General features: G+C 56.1%; 17 protein-coding genes. 7 read left to right on the plus strand and 10 right to left on the minus strand.

Annotated elements, in window-relative coordinates; genetic code table 11:
- Window positions 1-189 precede the first annotated feature (189 nt).
- Window positions 190-2,181 carry a methyl-accepting chemotaxis protein gene (locus RA157_RS17150; RefSeq protein WP_350334334.1) on the minus strand — a complete coding sequence of 664 codons (1,992 nt, stop codon included), beginning with the start codon at window positions 2,179-2,181 and terminating at the stop codon, window positions 190-192.
- 466 nt (window positions 2,182-2,647) lie between these two features.
- Here RA157_RS17150 and xdhA point away from each other — a divergent pair, with 466 nt between their 5' ends.
- From xdhA to RA157_RS17180, 6 genes are all read left to right on the plus strand, one after another.
- On the plus strand, window positions 2,648-4,129 hold the full coding sequence (gene xdhA / locus RA157_RS17155; RefSeq protein ID WP_350334335.1) for a xanthine dehydrogenase small subunit: 1,482 nt from the start codon (window positions 2,648-2,650) through the stop codon (window positions 4,127-4,129).
- Window positions 4,130-4,143: 14 nt separating this feature from the next.
- A complete protein-coding gene (gene xdhB / locus RA157_RS17160; protein WP_350334336.1) occupies window positions 4,144-6,492 on the plus strand; it encodes a xanthine dehydrogenase molybdopterin binding subunit in 2,349 nt (782 codons plus the stop codon).
- A complete protein-coding gene (xdhC, locus tag RA157_RS17165) occupies window positions 6,485-7,348 on the plus strand; it encodes a xanthine dehydrogenase accessory protein XdhC (protein WP_350334337.1) in 864 nt (287 codons plus the stop codon). Before xdhB ends, xdhC begins: the two co-directional genes overlap by 8 nt.
- Before the next feature lie 195 nt (window positions 7,349-7,543).
- Window positions 7,544-9,139, plus strand: a complete 1,596-nt coding sequence (locus tag RA157_RS17170; protein ID WP_350334338.1) for a xanthine/uracil/vitamin C permease — start codon at window positions 7,544-7,546, stop codon at window positions 9,137-9,139.
- A gap of 75 nt (window positions 9,140-9,214) precedes the next feature.
- The gene (gene guaD / locus RA157_RS17175) at window positions 9,215-10,522 is read left to right on the plus strand and encodes a guanine deaminase (RefSeq protein ID WP_434058456.1); all 1,308 of its coding nucleotides are present in this window, start codon (window positions 9,215-9,217) and stop codon (window positions 10,520-10,522) included.
- 246 nt (window positions 10,523-10,768) lie between these two features.
- Complete coding sequence (locus RA157_RS17180) at window positions 10,769-12,841, plus strand: ATP-binding protein (RefSeq protein ID WP_350334339.1); 2,073 nt, start codon at window positions 10,769-10,771, stop codon at window positions 12,839-12,841.
- A gap of 398 nt (window positions 12,842-13,239) precedes the next feature.
- Here RA157_RS17180 and RA157_RS17185 read toward each other — a convergent pair whose 3' ends face one another.
- From RA157_RS17185 to RA157_RS17210, 6 genes are all read right to left on the minus strand, one after another.
- Window positions 13,240-13,599: a hypothetical protein gene (locus tag RA157_RS17185; RefSeq protein WP_350334340.1), complete on the minus strand. Its 360-nt coding sequence runs from the start codon at window positions 13,597-13,599 to the stop codon at window positions 13,240-13,242.
- Window positions 13,600-13,831: 232 nt separating this feature from the next.
- Window positions 13,832-15,340 (minus strand): trimethylamine methyltransferase family protein, encoded by a 1,509-nt coding sequence (locus RA157_RS17190; protein WP_350334341.1) that lies wholly within the window; start codon window positions 15,338-15,340, stop codon window positions 13,832-13,834.
- Window positions 15,328-16,158, minus strand: coding sequence for an SDR family NAD(P)-dependent oxidoreductase (locus tag RA157_RS17195; protein WP_350334342.1), 831 nt, complete (start codon window positions 16,156-16,158; stop codon window positions 15,328-15,330). The genes RA157_RS17190 and RA157_RS17195 overlap by 13 nt, the downstream gene beginning before the upstream one ends.
- Window positions 16,159-16,161: 3 nt before the next feature.
- Entirely contained in the window at window positions 16,162-16,953 is a 792-nt protein-coding gene (locus RA157_RS17200; RefSeq protein WP_350334343.1) for an SDR family NAD(P)-dependent oxidoreductase, read from the minus strand.
- Window positions 16,950-18,011 (minus strand): LLM class flavin-dependent oxidoreductase, encoded by a 1,062-nt coding sequence (locus RA157_RS17205; protein ID WP_350334344.1) that lies wholly within the window; start codon window positions 18,009-18,011, stop codon window positions 16,950-16,952. The genes RA157_RS17200 and RA157_RS17205 overlap by 4 nt, the downstream gene beginning before the upstream one ends.
- A 105-nt stretch (window positions 18,012-18,116) precedes the next feature.
- A complete protein-coding gene (locus RA157_RS17210) occupies window positions 18,117-19,091 on the minus strand; it encodes a LysR substrate-binding domain-containing protein (RefSeq protein WP_350334345.1) in 975 nt (324 codons plus the stop codon).
- Between the two features lie 95 nt (window positions 19,092-19,186).
- On the opposite strand from RA157_RS17210, the gene RA157_RS17215 reads away from it, so the two are divergent.
- Window positions 19,187-19,684 (plus strand): flavin reductase family protein, encoded by a 498-nt coding sequence (locus RA157_RS17215; RefSeq protein WP_350334346.1) that lies wholly within the window; start codon window positions 19,187-19,189, stop codon window positions 19,682-19,684.
- A gap of 63 nt (window positions 19,685-19,747) precedes the next feature.
- Here RA157_RS17215 and RA157_RS17220 read toward each other — a convergent pair whose 3' ends face one another.
- The 3 genes from RA157_RS17220 to RA157_RS17230 form a co-directional block, all read right to left on the minus strand.
- Window positions 19,748-20,566, minus strand: coding sequence for a hypothetical protein (locus RA157_RS17220; RefSeq protein ID WP_350334347.1), 819 nt, complete (start codon window positions 20,564-20,566; stop codon window positions 19,748-19,750).
- Window positions 20,567-20,716: 150 nt separating this feature from the next.
- Complete coding sequence (locus tag RA157_RS17225) at window positions 20,717-21,613, minus strand: DNA/RNA non-specific endonuclease (RefSeq protein WP_350334348.1); 897 nt, start codon at window positions 21,611-21,613, stop codon at window positions 20,717-20,719.
- 234 nt (window positions 21,614-21,847) lie between these two features.
- Entirely contained in the window at window positions 21,848-23,419 is a 1,572-nt protein-coding gene (locus RA157_RS17230; protein WP_350334349.1) for a putative bifunctional diguanylate cyclase/phosphodiesterase, read from the minus strand.
- Between the last annotated feature and the right edge of the window lie 38 nt (window positions 23,420-23,457).

A 23,457-nucleotide genomic window follows, 5' to 3' on the forward strand; every position in this document is an offset into this window, starting at 1 on the left:
AGCCGGGATCCAGCAGGGAAGATGCCACACCCTCAGTGTCATACTGGATTTTATTCTGTCGCGTATTCTTATCTGGAAAGTCTGCAGCTTTTCAGGAACACGCCTGACCCTATATCCGGTCAGGAAGGCACCACAGCCCCGGAGCCTGGCACTCCGTAGGCTTCAGAGTTACCCGCTCAAAGCTCTCTCCTAAACAGCTGCCACCCGGGTCAGGAAGGTGCCGACTTCGTCGCGCAGGGTTGCGGTGCGGTCTGCGACGTCGGTGGAGGCTTTGCGGACGATTGTGGCGGCTTCGTTGGTGCGCTCGGCGGCGGCCCCGACGTCCTGGATGTTGTCGGAGACCTGCCGGGTGCCGCTATGGGCTTCTTCAGCGCGGTGATTGATGTCACGGGTGGTCTCGTTCTGCTGTTCAAGAACCCGGGTGATATCCTCGGCGCTGGCCTTGGCGGTATCCATAGTGGCGGTGATCGACTGCATGGCGTCAACAACCCGCGTCGTATAGGTCTGGATGTCGCCCACCCCTTCGCTGATGCGTTCGGTGGCGGTTGCGGTCTGCTGGGCCAGAGCCTTCACCTCGCCGGCCACGACAGCAAAGCCCTTGCCGGCTTCACCCGCGCGGGCTGATTCAATGGTGGCGTTCAGCGCCAGAAGGTTGGTCTGTTCGGCAATCGCCTTAATCAGGTCGACAATCTCGCTGATGGCGGTGGCCCGTTCAGAGAGGACGCGGATATCGTTATTGGTGCCTTCGGCTTCTGCGGTGGCGCGGGTCACGATCTCTGCCACTTCGGTGGCCTGTCCCTGCAGCGCGCTGATGGAGGTGGCAATGCCTTGCGCCGAGGCGGCAACGGTCTTCACATTGTCAGAAGAGGCGCCGGAGGCAGAGGAAACGGTGGTCACAAGCGAGCTGGTGCCCTGGGCTGCATCATGCAGCACGTTGGACGTCTCTTCCATCTCGCGCACGCTCATTTCGGTCGCCTCCAGAAGAGCGGTGGTTTTCTGGCGGAAGTCATCAACAATGGCGTCAATTTCCTTCTGCCGGGCCGCTCCGGCTTCAGAGCGGGCACGTTCTTCATCTTCCTGCATGCGCTCCACCACGCTATCGCGGAAGAAGCCCACGGCACGAGCAATCTGGCCGATCTCGTCTTTGGCTTTTGCCTGTGGCAGCTCGGCCATCAGGTTGCTGCGGTCATTGCCATCGGCCATGCCGCGAATGGTGCCGTCCAGTCTGGTGATCTTGCGCAGGATGGTTGAATAGACCAGAACAGAGAGACCGACAGCGACCAGGATAACCATCAGCAATCCGCCGATCAGCATCATGGCGCTCTGCTGCAGACCTGAAATATTCTCGGCCCGCTCAGCCCGAAGCATCCGGGCAAAGTTCTGCCAGAGACTGTCAATGACAACCACATATTTGCCGAATGTGGTCTCGATCTTCGAACGGTCGAGCTGTGACCCGTCGGTCGCCTTTTCAAGCTGGCGGCCATATTTGACAAGCCCGCCCTGCAACTGGCCGTTATAGCCGCCAAACTGTTTGGACAGATCCAGCACAGTCTGTTCCGGTGACAGGCCGATATCCTCATAGGTCTTGACCAGACGGCTGATCGTATCGGCAATGGCTTTATAGCCACCGGCATTGACGTAGAGCATCATCTTGGCCGGGCCGCCCAGTTCCTTCTTTTTCTCGAAGCTGCGGGCGGACTTCATCACCCGGGACAGGCGCACGGCAACGGATGGCAGTTGCTCAAGGGTCTGCTTGGTCAGGAACAGCTGGCCGCGATCGGTGATCTGGGACAGATGGGCAACCTCGCCGACACAGCGCATGAAACTGGTGACCTTGGTGCTGCTCACCTGATGCAGAGGTTTGGTGTCGACCACCTTGGTGACCTTCTGGCCGTTGACATCCACCTTTTTGCGCACTGCTCCGGCTTCATTGAAGCAACCGGCAAACCGCGGGTAGGCAGCGGCATCAACCACCGGAGTCTCTGCTGCGGGGCGACCCTGAACCTTGGCCATTAGAACCGGCCAGCTGGCCTCAATCAGCGCCTGGCCTTCCTGTCGGCTTTCTGCAGCTTTCAGGCCCGTCCAGACATCATTGAGAAGATATCCGCCAAGGCCAAGCAATGGCACTGTCAGCGACAGCACGAAAACCATCAGGTTCTGCTTGATTGAGAGTTTGTTCATGTGCCCCATCCAACCACTCACATATGTAGTGTGCCTAGTTTTTGGGCAATCGTATTAACAAGTAATTATTTTTACTTAAAATAATACCGCAAAAGGGCAATTATATTGGTATTTATTACTATAATATACATCGCAATGTTTGAATGTATTATAGGTAAGACAGAGTATAGCCAGCGCTATATATCTGTTTTCAGGTTGCTTAGGGTCAGAACGCACTGCAAATCGGAAATGTTCTGTCGCGGGATCCCGGCTTGGCGCTTCGCTTGACCTGGAGGACAGCGGATAGCTGAGGTGGTGCAGAAAGCTAAGCGTTCACCCAGTGTCAAAGCAGTGGACCGCGCAACGGGTATTTTCAAGAAAAGACAGAAAGTATTTCGTGAAACCCCTCGTTTTTCTTGAAAACCGATGCCTGTAAGGTCAGACTCCATAAGAACATGCTCCACAAAGCGGAGCCGGGAGAGACCTCATGACCACTGAAGCCCTGCCTATACGCCGGGAGATCCGATTTCTGCTGAACGGACGGGATGTCAGCCTTTCTGATGTGCCCGCGAGCCGGACAGTGCTGGATTTCCTGCGTCTGGACCAGCGCCTGACCGGCTCCAAGGAAGGCTGTGCGGAAGGGGATTGCGGGGCTTGTACCGTGCTGGTTGGCAGTCTGAAAAATGGCGCGCTCTGCTATGAAACGGTCAATGCCTGTATTCGCTTTCTTGCCAGTCTTGATGGCTGCCACGTGGTGACTATTGAGCATCTGCGGGGGTCCGATGGCAGTCTGCATCCGGTGCAGCAGGCCATGGTGGACGAGCATGGCAGTCAGTGCGGCTTCTGTACGCCGGGCTTTGTCATGTCGCTTTATGCCCTCTGGATGGAACAGCCCGAGCCGAGCCTTGAGGCGATTGAAACCGCGCTTCAGGGCAATCTCTGTCGCTGTACCGGTTATGAGCCGATCATCCGCGCTGCGCACGCCATCAGCCGCTACGGTACGCCTGCCTCTGATGCACTTGAGGCAGAGCGGGAGGCCGTGCGTGCCCGGCTGGAGGCGTTGAGAGACGGTGCGCGGGTCGTGACCGGACCGGAGGATAATCAGGCCATTCTCCCCGCTGATGTGGATGATTTCGCCGCCGCTTATCAGCAGCATCCGGAGGCAACGATTGTTGCCGGGGCAACAGATGTGGGTCTGTGGGTGACCAAGTTCCTCCGCCCGATCAGTCCGGCCATTTTCATTGGTCATCTGGACGGGCTGCGGCAGGTCTCGCTCATAGAGAATACGCTGACCCTTGGTGCGGGCCTGTCTTATACGGACAGTCAGGCGGCGCTCACCGAACATGTCCCGCATCTTGAAGCCTACTGGAAGCGGATTGCCGGCTGGCAGGTGCGCAATATGGGCACAATCGGCGGCAATATCGCCAATGGTTCGCCAATCGGGGATACCCCGCCGGTGCTGATCGCTCTCAGGGCTGAATTGAGCCTGCGCAAGGGAGACCATCGCCGCCGGATGCCGCTTGAAGACTTCTTCATTGATTATGGCAAACAGGATCGCCAGCCCGGCGAGTTTGTCGAGGCAGTCCATATTCCGCTGCCGTCTGACGGGCAGATTGATGCGGCCTACAAGATTTCCAAGCGGCGGGATGAGGATATCTCGTCTGTGGCCATGGGGCTGAGCGTGTCCGTTGAGAACGGCACCATTACCGACTGCCGGATTGCCTGCGGCGGCATGGCCGCAACACCGAAACGGGCGAATGAGGCAGAGCAGGCTCTTCTGGGGCAGCCCTGGAGCGAGGCCACGTTTGAGGCCGCAGCCGTGGCCATTGCCAGGGATTATACACCGCTTGATGACTGGCGGGCTTCATCTGACTACCGGATGATGGTGACGCAGAATCTGATCCGCCGGTTCTGGCTCGAGCATGGTGACGATGCCAAAGGCTCCGGCTCTATCCGGTTGAGCGCGTGAGGGAGGGTGATCCGATGACAGAGACCATGACCACACGCAGCAGCGGGATCAAGGGTGCCGTGCATACGGACCTGAAGCATGACAGTGCCATCAAGCATGTGACGGGGCGGGCTGATTATACCGATGATATTCCGGAACCCGTCGGCACATTGCACGCCTATCTGGGCGTCTCGGACGTGGCGCACGGGCATATCCGCGCGATGGATCTGAGCACGGTGGAACGCGCGCCCGGTGTTGTGGCTGTGCTGACGGCCGAGGATATTCCGGGGCATAATGATGTCTCACCCACGGGCCGCAACGATGAGCCGGTCTTCCCGACCGACAAAATCGAGTTTCACGGACAGCCGCTCTTTGCGGTGATTGCCGAAACACGGGATCTGGCCCGGCGGGCGGCGCAGCTGGCTCAGCTGGATGTGGAGACCCTGCCCCATGCCCTTGACCCCGTAGAAGCCCGTGAGGCTGACTATCCTTACGTGACCGACCCGCTGACGCTGAAGCGTGGTGATGCGGCCTCAGTGCTCGATCAGGCGCAGAACCGGATTGCCGGGCGCATGGTCATTGGCGGTCAGGACCACATGTATCTGGAAGGTCATATTGCCTTTGCACTGCCGGGCGAGGATGAGGACGTCTCGGTCTTCTGCTCCACCCAGCACCCGAGCGAGGCCCAGCATATGGTGGCCCATGTTCTGGGTGTGGCGTCCAACGCGGTCACCATCAATGTGCGCCGTATGGGTGGCGGGTTCGGCGGCAAGGAAAGCCAGATGAACCTGTTCTGTGCCGTGGCGGCTCTGGGGGCGAAAAAACTCAACAGGCCCGTGAAAATCCGACCCGATCGCGATCAGGATATGACCGCCACCGGCAAGCGCCATGATTTCGTTGTCGATTATGATGTGGGTTTTGATGATCAGGGCCGGATTGAGGCTGTGGCTGGAGATTTTGCTGCTCGCTGTGGCTATTCCTCCGATCTGTCCGGGCCTGTGACGGACCGGGCGCTGTTTCACGCGGATAACGCTTATTTCTATCCCCATGTGCGGCTCTCAAGCCATCCGATGAAGACCAACACGGTCTCCAACACGGCCTTTCGTGGCTTTGGCGGCCCGCAGGGTGTGATTGCAGCAGAGCGGATGATTGAGGAAATCGCCTATGCGCTTGGTAAGGACACGCTCGAAGTCCGCCGGGCCAATTTCTACGGCGAGGGCCGCGATGTCACCCCCTATCACCAGACGGTCGAGGATTGCGTTATCGGACGCATCATCGATGAGCTGGAAGAGAGCGCCGATTATCAGGCTCGCCGGGCCGAACTTCTTGCAGCCAACGGGGCAAACCGGATCATCAAGCGCGGTCTGGCGCTGACACCGGTCAAGTTCGGCATCTCGTTTACGGCCACCTGGTACAATCAGGCAGGCGCGCTGATCCATATCTACAATGACGGGTCCATTGCGCTCAATCACGGCGGCACCGAGATGGGCCAGGGGCTGAACACCAAGGTGGCCCAGGTGGTGGCTGATGCCTTTCAGGTGGATATTGACCGGATCAAGATCACCAAAACCACCACCGAGAAAGTCCCGAATACGTCGGCCACCGCTGCCTCGTCTGGCTCTGATCTGAACGGCATGGCGGCTCTTGATGCGGCTGAACAGATCAAGGCGCGGCTCGTGGCCTTTGCGGCTGAGCACTGGCAGGCAAAAGCAGAGGATATCCGCTTTCTGCCGAACCGGGTGGCAATTGGCGCTGAGGAAATCGCTTTCTCCGACTTTATCAGACAGGCCTATATGGCCCGGGTGCATCTGTCGGCGGCGGGTTTTTACAAGACGCCGAAAATCCACTGGGACCGGGCCAGCGGCCAGGGGCGTCCCTTTTATTACTACGCCTATGGTGCCGCCTGTTCCGAGGTGGAAGTGGATACGCTCACCGGTGAATACCGGGTGCTGCGCACGGATATCCTGCATGATGTGGGGCGCTCGCTGAACCCTGTTCTCGACAAGGGACAGGTGGAAGGAGCCTTTGTGCAGGGCATGGGCTGGCTGACCACGGAAGAACTGTGGTGGGACAGTCAGGGACGTCTCAGAACCCATGCGCCCTCCACCTACAAGATTCCGCTGGCGTCTGACCGGCCCCGGATTTTCAACGTCAATCTGGCGGACTGGTCGGAAAACCGCGAAATGACCATCAAGCGGTCAAAGGCCGTGGGTGAGCCGCCCTTCATGCTCGGGATTTCTGTCTTTGAAGCCCTGTCCATGGCCGTGGCCAGCGTTGTGGATTACGCGGAATGTCCGCGCCTTGATGCGCCTGCCACACCGGAACGGGTTCTGATGGCCATTGAGCGCCTGAAGGCAAAGGCAAAGGGAGGTAATGATGGCTAGCTTTGCAAGCACGCCCGCAGCCTTTCTTGAAACTCAGAAGACTGTGGTCGAGATTACCCTTTCCGAGGTGCGGGGCTCGTCTCCGCGCGGGGCGGGCACCTTTATGTTGGTCTCAGAAAAGGCGTTTTGGGGCACTGTCGGTGGTGGCCGTTTCGAGCAGATAGCCATAGACCACGCGCGTGCCATGCTGAAGAGCGGAGAGGAGCAGGACCGTCTGGATGTGCCCCTTGGCCCTGAAATCGGCCAGTGCTGCGGTGGTCATGTGACGGCCTCATTCAAAATCATCAACCCGTCTGACCGGGCACGGATCAAACGCCGGATGCGCTCTGAAGAAGCCGCGCGACCTCATGTGATTATTCTGGGGGCCGGTCATGTGGGCCGGGCGCTTGCGGACCTGCTGCAGCATCTGCCGGTGAAGGTTCAACTGGTGGACAGCAGGCCCGAGGAACTCGGTCGCTGCACGGCCCGTGTTGAGACCTGCCTCAGTGCCCTGCCCGAATGCGAGATTGCCGACGCACCGCCGAAAAGCGCCTTTGTGGTGCTGACCCATGATCACGGGCTGGATTTCCTTTTAACAAGTGCAGCCCTTGACCGGGGAGATGCGGCTTATGTGGGGCTGATCGGATCCGCCACCAAACGGACCCGGTTCGAGCGATACAGACTTGACCAGGACGGCGATGGGGACTGTTCCGGCCTGACCTGCCCGATTGGCGCAGGTGGTCTTGACGACAAGCGGCCAGAGGTGATTGCCGCCTTCGTTATCCCTGAGATTTTATCGGCTCTGGCGAAGGCCGGAGTGATGGAGAAAGGAGGCACGCATGGGAAGACCAGCTTGCCTGAGAACGTTTCAGACTGAGAAAGTTTCAGACTGTGAGACACCATAAAACCCGGCTCTGACCGGACCTGAAGACCAGAAAGAGATCAAAGAGAAACTGGCGCATCCGCTCCTCATACCGGAGCAGCGGCACAGAAGACTTGCGCCTGATTGACCCCGCGGGAGGCGGGAACCGGCCCCATCACAGAGGTGTTCGGGCCAGAGGAGGAGACGAAAATGACCCCTAACGGAACCGGGCAGAGTTACAGCTACAGCCTGTTCTCTCGCCATGATTTCAGTGCCTTCTGGGCGCTGTTCACGGATAACCTGATTAACCTGATTGTCCTGTCGGGCATCTGTCAGTTTGTCTTTCAGATGCCGGCGGAGATCGTCTATGGCCGCATTGTGCCGGGCGCGGCAGTCGCCATTCTCGCCGGTGTGATTGTCTACACGCTTCTGGCGAAACGCGTGGCAGAACGCGATGGCCATGATGTGGCCGCCATGCCTTACGGTATTTCGACCCCGGTGATGTTCGTCTATCTGTTCGGCGTCATCGGACCCATTTACTGGTCCACCAATGATCCGGTGCTGGCCTGGCAGGTGGGCATTGGTGCGGGCTTTATCGGCGGCATTGTTGCAGGCCTCGGGGCGATTATCGGCCCGTTCCTGAAGCGGATTACCCCGCGTGCGGGCATGCTCGGCACGCTCTGCGGCATCGCGCTTGTGTTTATCGGCACCGTGCCGCTGGCACAGGTCTTTGTTGACCCGCTTATCGGCTTTGCCTCGCTGATTATCATTCTCTGGGGTCTGGTTGGCCGCTTCCGCCTGCCGTTTAACATTCCCGCCGGTCTTCTGGCGTTGATTGTCGGCACTGTTGTGGCACTTGGTATCGGTAAATCCACCATCACCGTGGATGGTATGGGCTTCTATCCGCCCCTGCCCTACATTGGCGACCTGATTGCCGGTATTCAGCACCTGTTTGCCAACCCGGAACTGTTCCTGGTTCTGGTGCCGGTGCAGATCTACAATTTCATCGAGACCATGAACAATGTGGAAGCGGCTGAAACCGCAGGCGATCGCTATCCGGTGGCCACCTGTCAGGTGACGGACGGTGTCGGCACCATGATAGGCGCCGTGTTCGGCTCCCCCTTCCCCACCACCGCCTATATCGGTCACCCGGCCTATAAGCGCATGGGCGCCCATTCCGGCCATGTGATCGGCGTTGGGGTGGTCATTCCGCTGGCGGCCTTCTTCGGCCTGCTTGCATTCCTCAACAATCTGATCCCGGTGGCAGCCGCTGCACCCGTGCTGATCTTTGTGGCGCTCAGCCTCATCACCAACACGGCTCATTCGGTGAAGCCTGCCCACATGGCGGCGGTGACGATCGCGATGATGCCGCATGTGTCGTCCTTCCTGATGGTCAAGTGGGGCTCTCTGATGGGCGCGCTTGGGGCAAGCGGGGTCGAAGGTCTGCCACGCCTTGGCGATGAGGCCCTGACCGCAGCCCTTCTGCAGCAGGGTGCACATTTCACCGGCCATCAGGCGCTCAGTCAGGGGGCCATCCTCACCGGTCTGATCTGGGGAGCGATTGTGGCTGATGTGATTGACAAGCGCTTCCGCACCGCTGCAGGCTTTGCGCTTGCTGCCTTTGTCATGGCGCTGGTGGGTATTATCCATTCGCCAAGCCTGCAATGGCCGACCTTCAGCCATATCTCGATCGGATATCTGCTTGCTGCCGGCTTCCTGTTCCTTTACCCAATGCTGCACAAGGATGAGGACCTGGAAAACCATGCGGTGGTGACCGACGAGGTGCAACCCGAACGGGCCGGATAATCTGGCACAGTAATTTCTGAACTCATCCGGGGGCGGGCTGGTCCGCCTCCGGTCTTGCCTTGATAAAGAACCAAGATGATGACTGACACCCTGCTTCTGCGCGGCCGCGTTCTCTCCTTCAAGTCTGAGCCCCAGGGCCCGGACGATACCGATGCCTTCACCTATCTGGAGGATGGGGCGTTGCTGGTCTCAGACGGCCTGATCCGGGCGGTCGGGCCTTATGACAGTCTCGCACAAGAGGCCGGGGATGCCCGTCTTGTGGACCATCGGCCCAACCTGCTGATGGCCGGGTTTATCGATACCCATCTGCATTTCCCGCAGGTGCAGGTGATTGCCTCCTGGGGCGCGCAGCTGCTCGACTGGCTCAACACCTATACGTTTCCGGAAGAAACCCGCTTTGCCGATGAGGGCCACAGCGCCGAGATGGCCGGGCACTTCTATGACCAGATCATCGCCCATGGCACCACAACGGCCGTGGCCTATTGTTCTGTTCACAAGGCCTCGGCAGACGCCTATTTCTCAGAAGCCGCGCGCCGCAACATGCGGATGATCGGCGGCAAGGTGCTGATGGACCGCAACGCCCCCGATGGCCTGCGCGACACACCACAGAGCGGCTATGATGACACAAAGGCACTGATTGAGGCCTGGCATAACAAGGGGCGCGGACTCTATGCCATCACCCCGCGGTTTGCCATCACCTCAACCCCTGAACAGATGGAAATGGCAGGTGCCCTGGTGCGGGAGCATCCCGATTGCTACATGCAGACCCATCTGTCTGAGAACCATGATGAAATCGCCTTCACCAAAGAGCTGTACCCGGACGCGCCGGACTATCTGGGGGTCTATGAGCATTATGGGCTTCTGACGCCGAAGGCCCTGCTTGGCCATTGTATCCATCTGGAAGAGCGCGAGATTGATGTGCTGGCCGGAACCGGGGCAAAACCGGTCTTCTGCCCTACCTCGAATCTGTTTCTCGGCAGCGGGCTGTTTGATGATGCAGGCCTGCGGGCGCGCGGCATAACCAATGCCATTGCCACCGATATTGGCGGCGGCACCAGCTATTCCATGCTGCAGACCCTGAATGAAGGCTACAAGATCCTGCAGCTCCAGAACCAGAGCCTGCACCCCTTGCGCGCCTTCTACTGGATCACCCGCGGCAATGCGGAAGCCCTGGGCCTCTCAGGGCAAATCGGCACACTCGAGGCAGGCGCCGAGGCCGATATCGTCGTCCTCAACGCCAGCGCCACACCCCCCATGGCCCTCCGCTCAGAACGCACCAGAACCCTCTCAGAAGAACTCTTCATCCTCCAGATCATGGGCGACGACCGAGCCGTGGATGAGGTCTACGTGGCCGGGGTAGCGCAGAAGGGGGTTGGCGGGTAAGCCGGGTGATGGGGGGCTTTAGGGGCACTCACGAAACGCTGATTTTGAACAGGATGGGCGGTAAGCTGAATTTTGATGCAAGTGCGAAATCAAGTGAGGACTCTGGGTAAAGCGGACTCTGAATAAATTGCTCTGAAACGCGATACCCCTTCTTTCTCTTGAGCAAATATTAGCTATTACAAGCACGTTGCTTATTTGGCAGCCTTATTGTAGCGTCTGCAACTATAACGTTTGTGAGATTCTGATTTGACGACGCTTTCCCCGAATATTGAAAATCGTGTCCGAAAACTCCCGAAGCCGTCAACATCGGCTCAAGGTTTGCTCCCCCTTTTTGAGGCTGTGAGCAACGCATTCTTTGCCATTGATGATAGGACTGAGACGGAAGCCACGCATCGCGGACAAGTTCGAGTGACGGTTCGTGAACTCTCAAGCATGGACAAAATCCAGATCACTGTCAGTGATGACGGAATAGGTCTGGATGACGACCGCTTTGAAGCATTTTGCGAAGTAGATACAGATTTCAAAAGCGAAAAAGGTGGTAAAGGTGTCGGACGCCTCTACTGGTTAGATGCATTTTCGAACACAACCGTATTGAGTCGTTTCATGGGTGAATCGGGCCCACAGACACGAGCCTTTCAGTTCAAACTTTCTAACGAAGAACAAATCGAAGATACATCGCCAGGTGACCTTGGCGAGGCACCATCTGGTCTTGGTACTGTCGTAATTTTCTCTGGCTTGCGTGCCGAGAGTTATAGAAAGCAGTTTCCCAAGAGAAGGGACACTTTCTTACGCTATTTCAGTGCACACTTTATTTCTGATTTTTTGGTTGGGAACGGCGCAGAAGTTATTGTCGACCTCGACGGCGAATTGTCTAAATACCCACAAGCTGTGTCAGACCTGGTCGTGGGTGAGGCATACAAGGGAGATACGTTAGAGCACGAAGAGTTTGGCTCCTTAAGTATTACTGGCTATACTTGTAAGCCTGAAGCTAGTACAGGTCTGGATGGCACTCATCAGTTGCATCTTTTAGCGCACGGTAGAACCGTCGAGCCTAGGAAGATTGACAAGCTTCTCGGAGTGCTCAGAGTCAGCCGCGAAGATAACGAAGACCTTGTTTTCCATGGTTGTGTTTCCGGTCCTTACCTTGATCAGCACGTCAATGAGGGGCGCACCGCTTTTAATTTAAAGGAGTCAAAGCTTCGGGAGCTTTGCCGTTTCTGTGCAGACTTTGTGAAGGAGAGTTTCATTTCCGAGCAGATAAAAGAGTTCGAAAAGGCTCGGAAGAAAGACTATCAAGATTTTGTTCAGCGCTACCCAATTTACGGGTTTGCCGATGATGATACGCAGTTGGATCGGGTTCCATTCGCAGCTCGCTCTCCTGAGGAGTTTGCCACAGGACTCGTAAAATATCAGATCAGGCGAGATGAAAAAAGGCAAAACGATTTAGAAAGAGTGATTAGCCTGTTGGAGCAGGATAATGATATCTCTGAGAGTTTTGCAGATACGCTTACTTCGGCGACTCGTGAACTGCAAGATTCGGAAAGACTGGCGCTGGCTCAGCATGTGGTACGCCGCAAATTGGTTCTCGAATTACTTGAGAAGCTTATCACACGCATTCGGGCACGAGGTGATAAAGAAGAGGATTATCACCTCGAGAGTACATTGCATTCATTCATAGTCCCGATGCGTATCAATGGAGCGGACCCCTCGCAGGTTGAGTCTACAGCGCATGATCTTTGGATTGTTGACGAAAGACTGGCGTTTACACGGTCATTCTCATCAGACCAAAGACTTGCTCAAACGTTGGAAAACTCTGAAAGCGATGTACGTCCAGATTTGTTCGTGTGGAACCTTGCTCATGGCTTGGGTGTAGTCGACCCCAATGTTGTAGACGCTGAAGTTGATGTGTCTGAACCGCTGAGGAAAGTCATGATTGTAGAGTTCAAGCGACCAGGTAGGCGCCAATACGGTAAGGTAGAGGACCAAATTGAGCAACAGATTACAAAATACCTCCGGCAGTTAAAGGGTGGTCAGATCGAAGCTTTCAATCGTCAAAAGGTCCGAATTGCAAACGACTGCCTGTTTTACGTTTATGTTATAGCGGACATTGTTGGCGACCTTGAGGAGCAACTTGGTGGTTGGACAACCACAGCAAACGGTGAAGGTCGAATTCGGAGCTTAGACAACGATTTTAAGGGTTCAACTATTGAAGTTATCCAGTGGCAAGATTTGGTGAATGACGCATGGGTCCGTAATGAGGCGACCATCCGTGCCGCAGGCTTGTCACGAACGAGACCACTACGAAGCCGTAAAAAATGAAGAAACTCATTTTTTCCAAGCTGGTTAGGTGTATTTTCTACCAGAAAGCCGTTGGATCGCTTTCACCATTTTAGAACTGGGAGTCGAATCTCTCGGATAGACTCCAAGGAAACGTTTTGAGCCCTGAAACCCATATCTCGACAACCTGTCCAGTTCCAACTTCCTATAAACCCGTTCATCAATTCGATATATATGGTCTTTGAATTACGGAATCACGGCAACAGTTTACTGAATCCTGCCTCTCACATAGCATCATCTTGCCAAGTAATGGATAGCCGTGATCAAGCCACAATAGATAGAGCATTTTGTGCGAAAACGGGTTCACCTCAAATGCTCTATCTCTTTGTTTCCAAGCGTTTTCTTATCCGAAAACTGTACACCTTTTTCGTGAATGTACTCTAACGCGCTATTCTGGCGCATTCTGTGATGATTTCTCCATTCAGCGTGTGCGCTGTCTCGTGGACTGTGATTTGAATAATTTCGTCGCCCAGTCCTTCAAAATCTCCGCCCAGGCCACTTTCTATGGTTTTCATGCATTCATCCGCGTAACCATCACTCGCAATCACCAATGGCTCTTTGTTTCCCTTGATGAAGATCTGAAGTGGAATCGGGTCTTCAACTTCGGTCTCTCCAATAGAAACCTTCTCTATTTGAGACAGTGGAATGCGATATTCTGAAAATTTTTGAAAAGCGTAGCTCGGCAGGCTTGTCGTCAATCCAATCATTAGAAAAGAGCAAAAGAATTTCCTGAGTTTCACGTCTCACCTCGTCCAGTCCGATTATTTCAGGGTAAATTACGGTGACAGTTTAGAAATTACGGTGACAGTTTACGTAATTCGGTCTCTCTTATGGCATCATCCTGCCAAATAGTGTGTAGCTGCGATCAAGCCACAATAGCCAGTAAAATGCACCATCTGAAATGTGAGGCGCAACTCGTAAACTGTCACCGCAACACCCTCATCTCAGAGGACGTTGCTCATGCCTTTGCCCCTAACCCAGCCCAATCTCCCGCTTGCGGCGCATAACAAACGCATCCAGCTCTTCTCTTGTGCTGGGGTCCATGTCAGGAACTGTGAACTCTTCCAGCAGGGTTTGGGCTTTCTTGCGGCAGCGGGTGGCCATGTCGTTGGCGCCTGCGGCGTTCCATTGTTCGTAGCTGGAGAAATCCATGATGTCCGGCATGGCAAACGCGTCCCGGAAATGGGCCAGCGTAAATTCGTCGCCCAGATAGTGGCCTGCCGGGCCGATCCGTCTGACTGCCTTGAGCGCCTCGTCGAAGCGGTCGAGGGAGATTCCGCCTGCATAGCGGGCCATCATCTGGTTCTGCTCATCATCGGCGATGAATTTCGCGTAGCAGATCGTCAGGCCGCCCTCGTCCCAGCCTCCGGCGTGCAGCATCAGATTGGCCCCGGCATTCATCGCGGTCATCAGGGTGGTTGCCCCTTCATAGCCGGACTGGGCATCAAAGGCTTTCGATGAGGCGTGATTGGCGGATGTCCGCCATGGCAAACCATAGAGACGCGCCAGCTGACCAACGGCAGAGGTAATCAGCGCAACTTCAGGCGTACCGGCCATAGGCGCCCCGGACTGCATCGAAATCGACACCGTATATTGTCCATAGACCACCGGGGTTCCGGGACGATAGAGCTGGAGATAGGCGATTGCGGCCAGGGCCTCAGCATTGACCTGCGCCAGCGTGGCTGCAACGTCGGCCGGTGTGTTGGCCGCAGCAAGCACGAAAGGCGAGCACAGGACAGCCTGCCCGGCATCGGCAAAGACGCGGGCTCCATCCAGCATGGCCTGATCCCAGACCAGAGGCGAATTGCCCGAGGCATGCATCCAGATTGCAGTAGCATCGTCCATAACGTCACCGGCCACAATCCGTGCCATGGCAACGCAATCTTCTGCCCGTTCCTTTGATGTGCCAATGCCAAACAGCGGCAGCTCTGTTTCTGTCATATGATGTTGCATCATGATCAGATGGCGGTGGGGAACGGGGATATCCATCGGCTCACAGGTGAACCCGCCTGCCATATGAAAACTGCGGCAAGCCTGGGTCAGGCGTGCGAAATTGATCACGTCCTGTTCTGTTGTGGATCGCCTTATGCCATCCAGATCACGGGTGAATGGTGCGCCCTTCATCGTGCAGAACACGCTGGTATTGCCGCCCATGGTAAAGCCCGTTTCAGCACCCCGGCCCTGGACCCGGAACTCGGATGGCGCTTTCCTGACCAGATCCATCAGCAGATGGCGGTCAATGCGCACGCGCTCGCCCTGTATATCCGCCCCCGCTGCGCGCCATTCGCTCAGCGCCTGAGGGTCGCGGAATTCAATGCCCACCTCTTCCAGAATGGCCATTGAGGCGTCGTGGATGCGCTGCAAGCCTTCCTCATCCAGAACCCTGATCGGATTGAGGTTCCGACGAACCGGGGCCAGTCTTGGTTTTGCGGCCTGGCGCGTACGCACGCGCGCTGTTCGGCCAGACCTCAAACGCGACATGACACCCCTCCATCAACGGTGATTTCGGTTCCGGTGATGTAGGACGCGTCATCGCTCGCGAGGAACGCGGCGGCATTGGCCACATCCCAGGGCGTTCCCACCCGGCCCAGAGGAATACGCGCCGCGCGCTGCTGGTCCAGTGCATCCCAGTCTATGGCGTCCGGAGTATCTGATTTTTGTATGGTGACCTCACGCGCCATCGGTGTGTCGACAAACCCCGGCAGAATGGCATTGGCCCGGATTCCGTGCGGGGCAACCTCTGCAGCCAGGTTCCGTGTGAAGGAGATGATCGACCCTTTGGTGGCGTTGTATCCGATATAGGGTGTGCCGAGATACCGAAGCCCGGCGATTGACGAAATGTTGGTGATGACACCGGCACCGCGCTCCACAAAATGCGGCAGAGCATGCTTGGTGGGCAGGAAAACCGCCTTCATGTTCACATGGACCATCAGATCCCAGTCTTCCACCGTGCTGTCCATGGCGCCGCCTGTGCGCAGAATGCCAACATTGTTCTGCAGGATGTCGATCCGACCAAAGGTCTCGAGACATTTTGCAATTGCTGCGATGACCTCGTCCTCACGCGTCACATCAGCGGCCACAGCATGTGCCGTCCCGCCTTCTGCACGGATCAGGGTGCAGGTTTCCTCCGCTGCCTCCAGATTGAGGTCAAGCGCGCATATTGCGGCGCCGTCCCGGGCCAGCCGAATAGCTGTGGCCTTGCCGTTCCCCATGCCGCCATTCCCCATACTGCTGGTCATAGACCCGGCACCGGTAACCAGAGCGATTTTTCCTGCCAGTTTTCCTGCAAGACGCGTCATGATTTATTCCTCATTGGATTGCAGAAAAGCACTCATGCCCCCATCAACCGCCAGCACCTGGCCGTTGATGTAAGACGATGCTTCAGACATCAGAAAGGCGACGGGGGCTGCAATCTCCCCTGGCTCAGCCCACCGTGCGGCAGGCGTGCGGTTCTCGATGCGCCGGACAAACTCCTGATCATCGAGAATTTTCCGGTTCATTGCAGTCAGCACATAACCCGGTGCAACAGCATTGGCGCAAATGCCCTTTGCGCCGAAATCCGCAGCCAGCGAGCGGGTCAACCCCGACAGGGCCGCCTTGGAGGACGCATAGTTCCCGATGCCGGGGCGCGGATGGCTGGCCGCAATAGACGACACAGACACGATGCGCCCCCGCTGCGGCCCTGGATTGGTCAGCATGATACGGCCTGCTGCCTGCGCCAGAACGAAAGGTGCCAACAGATGCAGCTCATAGATAGAGCGATAATCCTCGACGGTCTGATCCAGAACATGCCCGTGATTGGTAATGCCTGCATTGTTGATCAGCCCCCAGATGCCACCTGCCTGCCGGCTGACGTCCTCCACCCAGGCCCGGCCTCTGTCGAAATCGGTCAGGTCAAAGGCAGAGGCGCGGGCATCAATGCCTTTGCCTCTCAAAGCTTCCGCAGTGTCTGCTACGGCTTCGGCATTCACATCCTGCAGCCAGAGTTGCGCGCCCAGTTCTCCGCAGAGCTCTGCCATGGCTGCACCCAGCCCGCGCGCCGCTCCGGTAATCAGGATGGCCTTGCCGGTGAGTGAAAAGGCCGCCGCATTCATGATGCGATCGCGGTTTTATCGCTTTCGAGGGCCGCATTGACCGCTGGCATGACCTGGTCGCAGAACAGCTCCAGCGAGCGGAGTGTGTTGGCGAACGGGATTGAGGCAATCTGCATGAAGACGCTGAGATGCGTGATGCCGAACTCGCGCGCTTCAGCAACGATACGGCGGGTGACCTCTTCAACATCACCGATAATGGCGCGCTCCATGACCAGATCGAGATCGGGTTCATTGTCGAAGGGCACGATCTTCAGATCCGCTCCATCCATCAGCGGTTCAGGTCGGCGCATGTTGAAGGCCATCCGGGCATGAATCAGAACCTGTTCTGCCGCCGCGCGGGCATCAGCCTTGTCTTTGGCGATATAGACGTAACGCTGCACAGCAAACGGGAAGTCATCACCCGACAGCCCGTTTTCTACCCGTGTTTCCCGGTAAAGACGCCGGGCTGTTTCAACGATGGAATTCGGCCCGATGGCTGGCGTTGTCAGCGTCTCTGCACCGTAATCAATCATCTTCTGGCGCATTTCAGGCGCATTGCCCACAGCGAAGGTGCGAATGCGTTCCTGAACCGGTGCGATGGAAAGGGCGGCATCATGGATGTTGATGTGATCACCCTGATAATCGATCACGCCGCTATAGACGCCCTGTTCAATACAGTCCCAGATTTCCAGCCCGCGCATCAGGCGATCATTGATTTCAAACCCGAACTTCTTGAATTCGCGGGGCTGATATCCGGTGCCGAGACCGAGCACCAGACGGCCCTCGGTCAGCTGATCGGTGAGACAGATATCCTCGACCAGGCGCAGGGGCTCGTAGAATGGCATCACAACAACGGCCGGACCGACCTTTATCCGCTTGGTCTGGCCCGCCATATGGGCTGCCGTCATCAACGGTGACGGAGAAATGCAGTAGTTTGACAGGTGGTGTTCTGCGAACCAGGCAAGATCAAACCCGGCGTCATCAACCATGCGGGTCATCGCGCGCATCTGGTTGAACACATCCGCATGGCTGGATCCGTCCACGGGTTTGGTCATCAGGTTGAACAGCGAAAATTCCATGCCACCGGCCTCCACATTGCCATCACTTAATCTTTCAGGGAGCACTGTTCCCGAGATGAGAGCTGTCGACAAACGGTCAATTCTAAAGCACTGGAAAAGGAATTCTTATGCAGACCGGGCTTCATCCCGTAACCAGGTGAGGAACGCCTGCACGCGGGGCTGTTCTATGCGTCGTTCAGGGCACAGGAAGAAGTAGGAGAATGGCCCTGGTACTGATTGAAACGGCAGAGCGATCAGCTGGCCGCTTTTCAGCAGAGGCTCGGCAATGATGTTGCGGACAACGCCAATCCCCTGCCCTGCTGCTATGGCTGTCTGGGTCGCACTTGAATCGCCGAAATATCCACCATGTTCGAAGTCGTCCGGGTTGCCGCCATTGACTTCGATAACAGTGCGCCACTCGCTGAAATTTGTATCGTGCAGAAAGGGAAAGCCTTTCAGATCGTCGATATCCGACAGGCCGTCCAGCGCAGGGGAAAGCCCGGCTGAGGCGACCAGCAGATGGTGCTCGCCAAACAGGCGTTCCTCATAGACACCTCTTGCGCCACCGGTTCCCCAGCGGATGGCCACATCTGCGTCTTCCTGCCCGAAATCCGTTCTGGCGACGGTTGACAGAGTGACCAGGTCAATGGCCGGATTTCTGCTTAGAAATGATCCGCACCGTGTTGCAAACCATGTGGATGCAAAGGATGGCAGAAGGCTGACGGTCAGGGTTGATCGGCCGGACCCCGGGCCCAGTTCCTGAACAGTTTCCCCCAGTTCATTCAGGGCGTTTGTGACAGCCTCCAGAAACCGCTCTCCCTGCTCTGTCGGGACGATCTGGTTGTTCTTGCGCCGAAAGAGGTCCACCCCCAGTCTTTGCTCCAGCAGTTTGACCTGTTGACTGACCGCGGGCTGTGTCAGGTTCAGCTCCGCTGCAGCCATGGTGAAGCTCTGCAGGCGTGCGGCAGCTTCAAACGCGATCAGCGTCTGCAGGGGTGGCAGCGTGCGTCGCATCCGGTTGCTGTCAAAGCCCACGGGTTCCAGCTTTGACAGGGCGTTGGGTCCAAGTTGATCCAGTTTTGTCTGAAGGGCGCGTCTCATAGCCTGCTCTGCATAATCAATCGTTGGGCAAAGTCTAAGCAATTCCATCTTGTGGTCAACGCTCTCTCTCCGCCAGAACTCATCTGGACAGGAGGATGATCAACATGCTGGACCCGAGTGATTTCATTTCTGCCATGCGGAAGGCACCAACGCCGGTCTCAATTGTGACGACCAGCGGTGAGCACGGCTCTCATGGTGCAACAGTCAGCGCCGTGTGCTCGCTGTCTGCCGCTCCGCCCTCCGTCCTGATCTGCCTCAACAAGGCCAGTCGCATTCTCGGGATGATAGAAGAACACGGCGTTTACTGCGTGAACTATGCCGCGCAACAGCACAAGGACCTCGCCCTGGCTTTTGCCGGTGTGCCTGACTATGCAGACAGGCGCTCGTTCTCCGCCGATCTGTGGGACACAGACCCACAGGCCGGCCTCCCCATTCTGCGCGAGGCCGCTGCAGTCTTCTCATGCCTGCACATCGAGACCGTCAGTTTCGGGTCCCACCGGATCATGATTGGCAAGGTGGAACGGACAGACTGGTCTGACCAAAAACCGCTAACCTACTGGGACGGCAATTTTCAGGGTATCCATTGCCTTTGACGGTTTGGGGGATGCAGCCTCGCGAAAGTGTCATATAGCAAATATTGTGATTTGTGTCGGAGCTTACTCCGATGCGAGGGATACTAGCATTTGAGCCATAATCGCGTCTCGTCGTACCACCCCTGTCGGCTTTCCTGTTGTATCCACGGAAATGAGCACCGGCACATCTTCAGAAAGCATTGCTCTAAGAGCTTCAGAATTGGTGGTTTTTGGTTCAACGGAAGTAGTCGTAATTGCGACTAACTCTTGCAGCATCCGGATACCCTTGGGCATCCCCTTTTCAATCGCCTTGATGAATCTCCGTTGTTGTTCTCTGCCCTGCGCGTCGCTGAGCGCGTCACGAAGTTTCACGCCCATAGTAGAGGCGATGAACAGGCCGTCGGAATCTACAAAAATCACAGGCATGTCTGCATCTTGAGCAAGCAGAATATTTAAATAGTGGTGTATCCCTCCTTCAGAATAATAATTTCCGCGGCCGAGATGAATGGTGATCGCAACCTTGTCTCCAGGGGAGAGTGTATCGCGACGCATACGAAGTGCTTCATGGCTGCTCTTCTCGATTATATTTATGGTATGTATATCAGCTTCCGCGTCTGATGATGTGGGGCGAGTGGCCACTTCAGAATGTGCAAATTGTGTGAATTTTACCGCTATCCCGCCCGCAGATACTTCTGAAATTCTTTCAGAATACGCAACTAATGCGTAAATGATTAATGGAAGGAACATCAACGCAATAAATGCTCCGTCGCCGATTTTTTCGAGTAATCCTAGCTCGACAAGTAAATAAAGAAAAATCAACCCAATGATTAAAGATAATATGCTTGCAGTCAGTCCGATTTTTTTTGTTTTAGACGAGGGTGTTTCAAAACTTGGCATGTCCATCAAGAGTCTCCAAGAGATATTTAATTGTAAATGACGCTTATTTTGCGTCTATTTAATCGGCTCTTTCATGATCTGACACGCTCACCTTGGCCTATCTCTAACAGAGGTTATCAACCAAGGGAGCTCTGCCGACAGCCGGCCTCTCACCCGTCAGGTATCCTGCCGGGCCAGTATTTTGGCGATCGTGTCGGCTTTGTTGTCAGCGACTGAGGCGTTGAGGCCCATTTTGTTGGCGATCTTTACGACGTCTGTTTCTTTCATGCGCATCAGGGAAGATTGGGTGAACGGGCCTTTGGTTACAGAGGTCCACATCCGGCCTTTGGTTTTTTTCTGATCGTGCAGATCTCCGCCCGCAACCCGGTCCCAGAACCGGCCACCGACATATTGTTCGGCATCATAGGTCTTGATCAGATAGCTGCCGAGATCGTCGTCCTGCCCCTCTTCATTGTCGATCTTGAAGGTCCAGAGCTTGAAGCCGCCATTTTTGTGCTCGGCGAAAACGCTCTTCACAAAGCCATGGGGTATGGGGATATCTATTCCGTGTTTGCTTTCCCGGTCCCCGATTGTTTCGATGACCTTGCCGAAATCAAAGACCGGAGCCGTCAGGACATAGGTTTCCATAATGTCGTCCTGAGCGTCCAGATCCCTGATGGCCTCTTCCAGATGACGCCAGATCTTTCGATTAAGCCCGGGCTTCTGGGGCGACATGTTTGACAGCAGGAATGTTTCGCTGTTCTGCAGCTCTGTTTCGCGCTGATCGGCACTGGCAACCAGATGGCCGCGATCATATCCGCTACCCTTATAGGCCCCCAGACTTGCCCTGAAACGCCATGGGATCCGCTGGTCTGCCCGAAAATTGTCTTGCCGTTCACCGTCGGCAAACTCCCGGTCCAGAAGTCTTTCGAGCGGGTTGATAATCTCCAGAACCCACTTTGCCTGCCTGAAATACCAGGAATATCCAATGGTGAAATGGCGACCAGTCAGAATCTGATCGCAGACCGGCGCGCCATAGCGCAGTTCTCTTTGCATCTGAAACGGATCATTCATCGCGGTCCCCCTCCCCGATTGTCCCGGACATTGCCAGGATCTGTAGAATATCAGTTTGTAGTTTAGAAATGAAGTGTGACGGCGGTTTGACACAACTTCAGAGAGGGTTTTGCCATGCAGAACGCCAGGCCGGAAACGCATAAACCCCGCGATCTGGTGCAGATCGCGGGGCTTTTACCTGAAAAGCCACTCAGCTTTTCAGAAGCACGCTGGATGCTCCGGATGGGCGCAGTGTTATCTGATCACGCGCAACGGGCTTTCGCCACGGCCCAGATGGTTGTTGATGAACCGGGTGGTCTCCTCGGCATCGACCGGTTTGCCGAGATGGTAGCCCTGGCCGTACTGGCAGCCCAGATCTTTCAGTATGGACAGCTGCTCCATCTCCTCAATGCCCTCGGCGGTGGTGTGCAGGCCGAGCCCTTCACCCAGGGACAGGATGGTCTTGACGATCCGCATCTGCTTCTCGTCCGTCTCAAAATTGTTGATGAAGGACCGGTCGATTTTGATGCGATCAAAGTTGAGCTGAGACAGTTGTGACAGATTGGAGTAACCGGTGCCGAAATCGTCAAGTGCGATGCGCACGCCCGCATTGTGCAGGGCCTTGAGGATAAAGCTTGCGGTATCCATGTCCTGTACCAGTGAGGACTCGGTGATTTCCACTTCCAGGCGGTGTGGAGGGAATTCCGCCTCGCCAAGGATGGAGATGACCCGCAGGCCGACCAGACGGTCGGAGAGCTGAACCGGCGAGAGGTTGAACGACAGGGTCAGATCGTCCGGCCAGGTCTTGGCGTCGCGACAGGCCTGCAGCAGCAGTTTGTCAGACAGTTCGGTAATAACGCCGATGTCCTCGGCAACCGAGATGAACTTCTCCGGCGGAACAAAACCGTGCCCGTCGCGGTTCCAGCGTGCCAGAGCCTCAAAGCCGCGCAGTTTGCCGGTCTTGAGGTCGATCAGCGGCTGATAATGGGGTCTGATCTCGTCATTGGCCATGGCCGCCAGCAGGTCCTGCTCCAGCCTGGAGCGCTCGATGCTCAAGGCCAGCATGGGCGTTTCAAAGAAGGCAATCGTGTTCTTGCCCGACCTTTTGGCGCTGTACATGGCAAGGTCGGAATTGTGGATGACGTCTTTCAGCGTGTCGCCGTCCTCTGGATATCGAGCCAGGCCGATGCTGGCACCGATGTGGTTGGTGATGCCGTCTATGAGGATAGGCTGGGATATATCCGCGTGCAGTTGCTTGGCGATGTCATCGAATTTGGTGGCCTGGGTGAGGCTGACAATGGCCAGGAATTCATCTCCACCCAGACGGAAGGCCATTTTCACCGCCTTGTTTGAGGTAATCCGTTCGGCCACCTCTTTCAACAGCCTGTCGCCACCGGCATGACCCAGCAGGTCATTGGCTTTCTTGAAGCCATCCAGATCAACGGAAATCAGCCCGTATTTCTTGTTGCTGTCCTCCATTGAGCCGTAGTCGGTGCGCTCAATGAACTGTTTGAGATAATGACGGTTCGGCAGGCCGGTCAGGTTGTCATGCCGCGAGAGCCAGTCGAGATCGCTCTCGGCCTGCAAGCGTCGTTCCATCTCCTTGCGCTGCCTGAAATGGTAGCGATAGGCATTGAAGAAACCGGCGATGCCCAGCATGATAACCGCAAGGAAAAGCTCGTCGAGATCCCAGCTTTCATGCTCTTCCATAAAGTCCACAAGCATCTCGAACGCTTCATATTCGGCTCCGATCATCCAGATGACAATCGCGAGGACGAAAACCAGCGTCGGTTCGAGAATATTCGATTTAAGTAACTGCCCCAACATGATATACAACTCTTGATGTTTATTTGCTATCCCTTTGT

The sequence above is a fragment of the Coralliovum pocilloporae genome, from assembly GCF_030845175.1.
In the GTDB taxonomy this organism is placed as follows: domain Bacteria; phylum Pseudomonadota; class Alphaproteobacteria; order Rhizobiales; family Cohaesibacteraceae; genus Coralliovum; species Coralliovum pocilloporae.

What these genes read in the sequence shown, in the direction of transcription:
- RA157_RS17195 (WP_350334342.1), bottom strand. Translation starts at nt 16,158, where the DNA reads ATGACGCGTCTTGCAGGAAAACTGGCAGGAAAAATCGCTCTGGTTACC.
- xdhB (WP_350334336.1), top strand. Translation starts at nt 4,144, where the DNA reads ATGACAGAGACCATGACCACACGCAGCAGCGGGATCAAGGGTGCCGTG.
- RA157_RS17150 (WP_350334334.1), bottom strand. Translation starts at nt 2,181, where the DNA reads ATGAACAAACTCTCAATCAAGCAGAACCTGATGGTTTTCGTGCTGTCG.
- RA157_RS17210 (WP_350334345.1), bottom strand. Translation starts at nt 19,091, where the DNA reads ATGAGACGCGCCCTTCAGACAAAACTGGATCAACTTGGACCCAACGCC.
- RA157_RS17170 (WP_350334338.1), top strand. Translation starts at nt 7,544, where the DNA reads ATGACCCCTAACGGAACCGGGCAGAGTTACAGCTACAGCCTGTTCTCT.
- RA157_RS17200 (WP_350334343.1), bottom strand. Translation starts at nt 16,953, where the DNA reads ATGAATGCGGCGGCCTTTTCACTCACCGGCAAGGCCATCCTGATTACC.
- RA157_RS17205 (WP_350334344.1), bottom strand. Translation starts at nt 18,011, where the DNA reads ATGGAATTTTCGCTGTTCAACCTGATGACCAAACCCGTGGACGGATCC.
- xdhA (WP_350334335.1), top strand. Translation starts at nt 2,648, where the DNA reads ATGACCACTGAAGCCCTGCCTATACGCCGGGAGATCCGATTTCTGCTG.
- RA157_RS17215 (WP_350334346.1), top strand. Translation starts at nt 19,187, where the DNA reads ATGATCAACATGCTGGACCCGAGTGATTTCATTTCTGCCATGCGGAAG.
- RA157_RS17230 (WP_350334349.1), bottom strand. Translation starts at nt 23,419, where the DNA reads ATGTTGGGGCAGTTACTTAAATCGAATATTCTCGAACCGACGCTGGTT.
- RA157_RS17190 (WP_350334341.1), bottom strand. Translation starts at nt 15,340, where the DNA reads ATGTCGCGTTTGAGGTCTGGCCGAACAGCGCGCGTGCGTACGCGCCAG.
- xdhC (WP_350334337.1), top strand. Translation starts at nt 6,485, where the DNA reads ATGGCTAGCTTTGCAAGCACGCCCGCAGCCTTTCTTGAAACTCAGAAG.
- RA157_RS17220 (WP_350334347.1), bottom strand. Translation starts at nt 20,566, where the DNA reads ATGGACATGCCAAGTTTTGAAACACCCTCGTCTAAAACAAAAAAAATC.
- RA157_RS17225 (WP_350334348.1), bottom strand. Translation starts at nt 21,613, where the DNA reads ATGAATGATCCGTTTCAGATGCAAAGAGAACTGCGCTATGGCGCGCCG.
- guaD (WP_434058456.1), top strand. Translation starts at nt 9,215, where the DNA reads ATGATGACTGACACCCTGCTTCTGCGCGGCCGCGTTCTCTCCTTCAAG.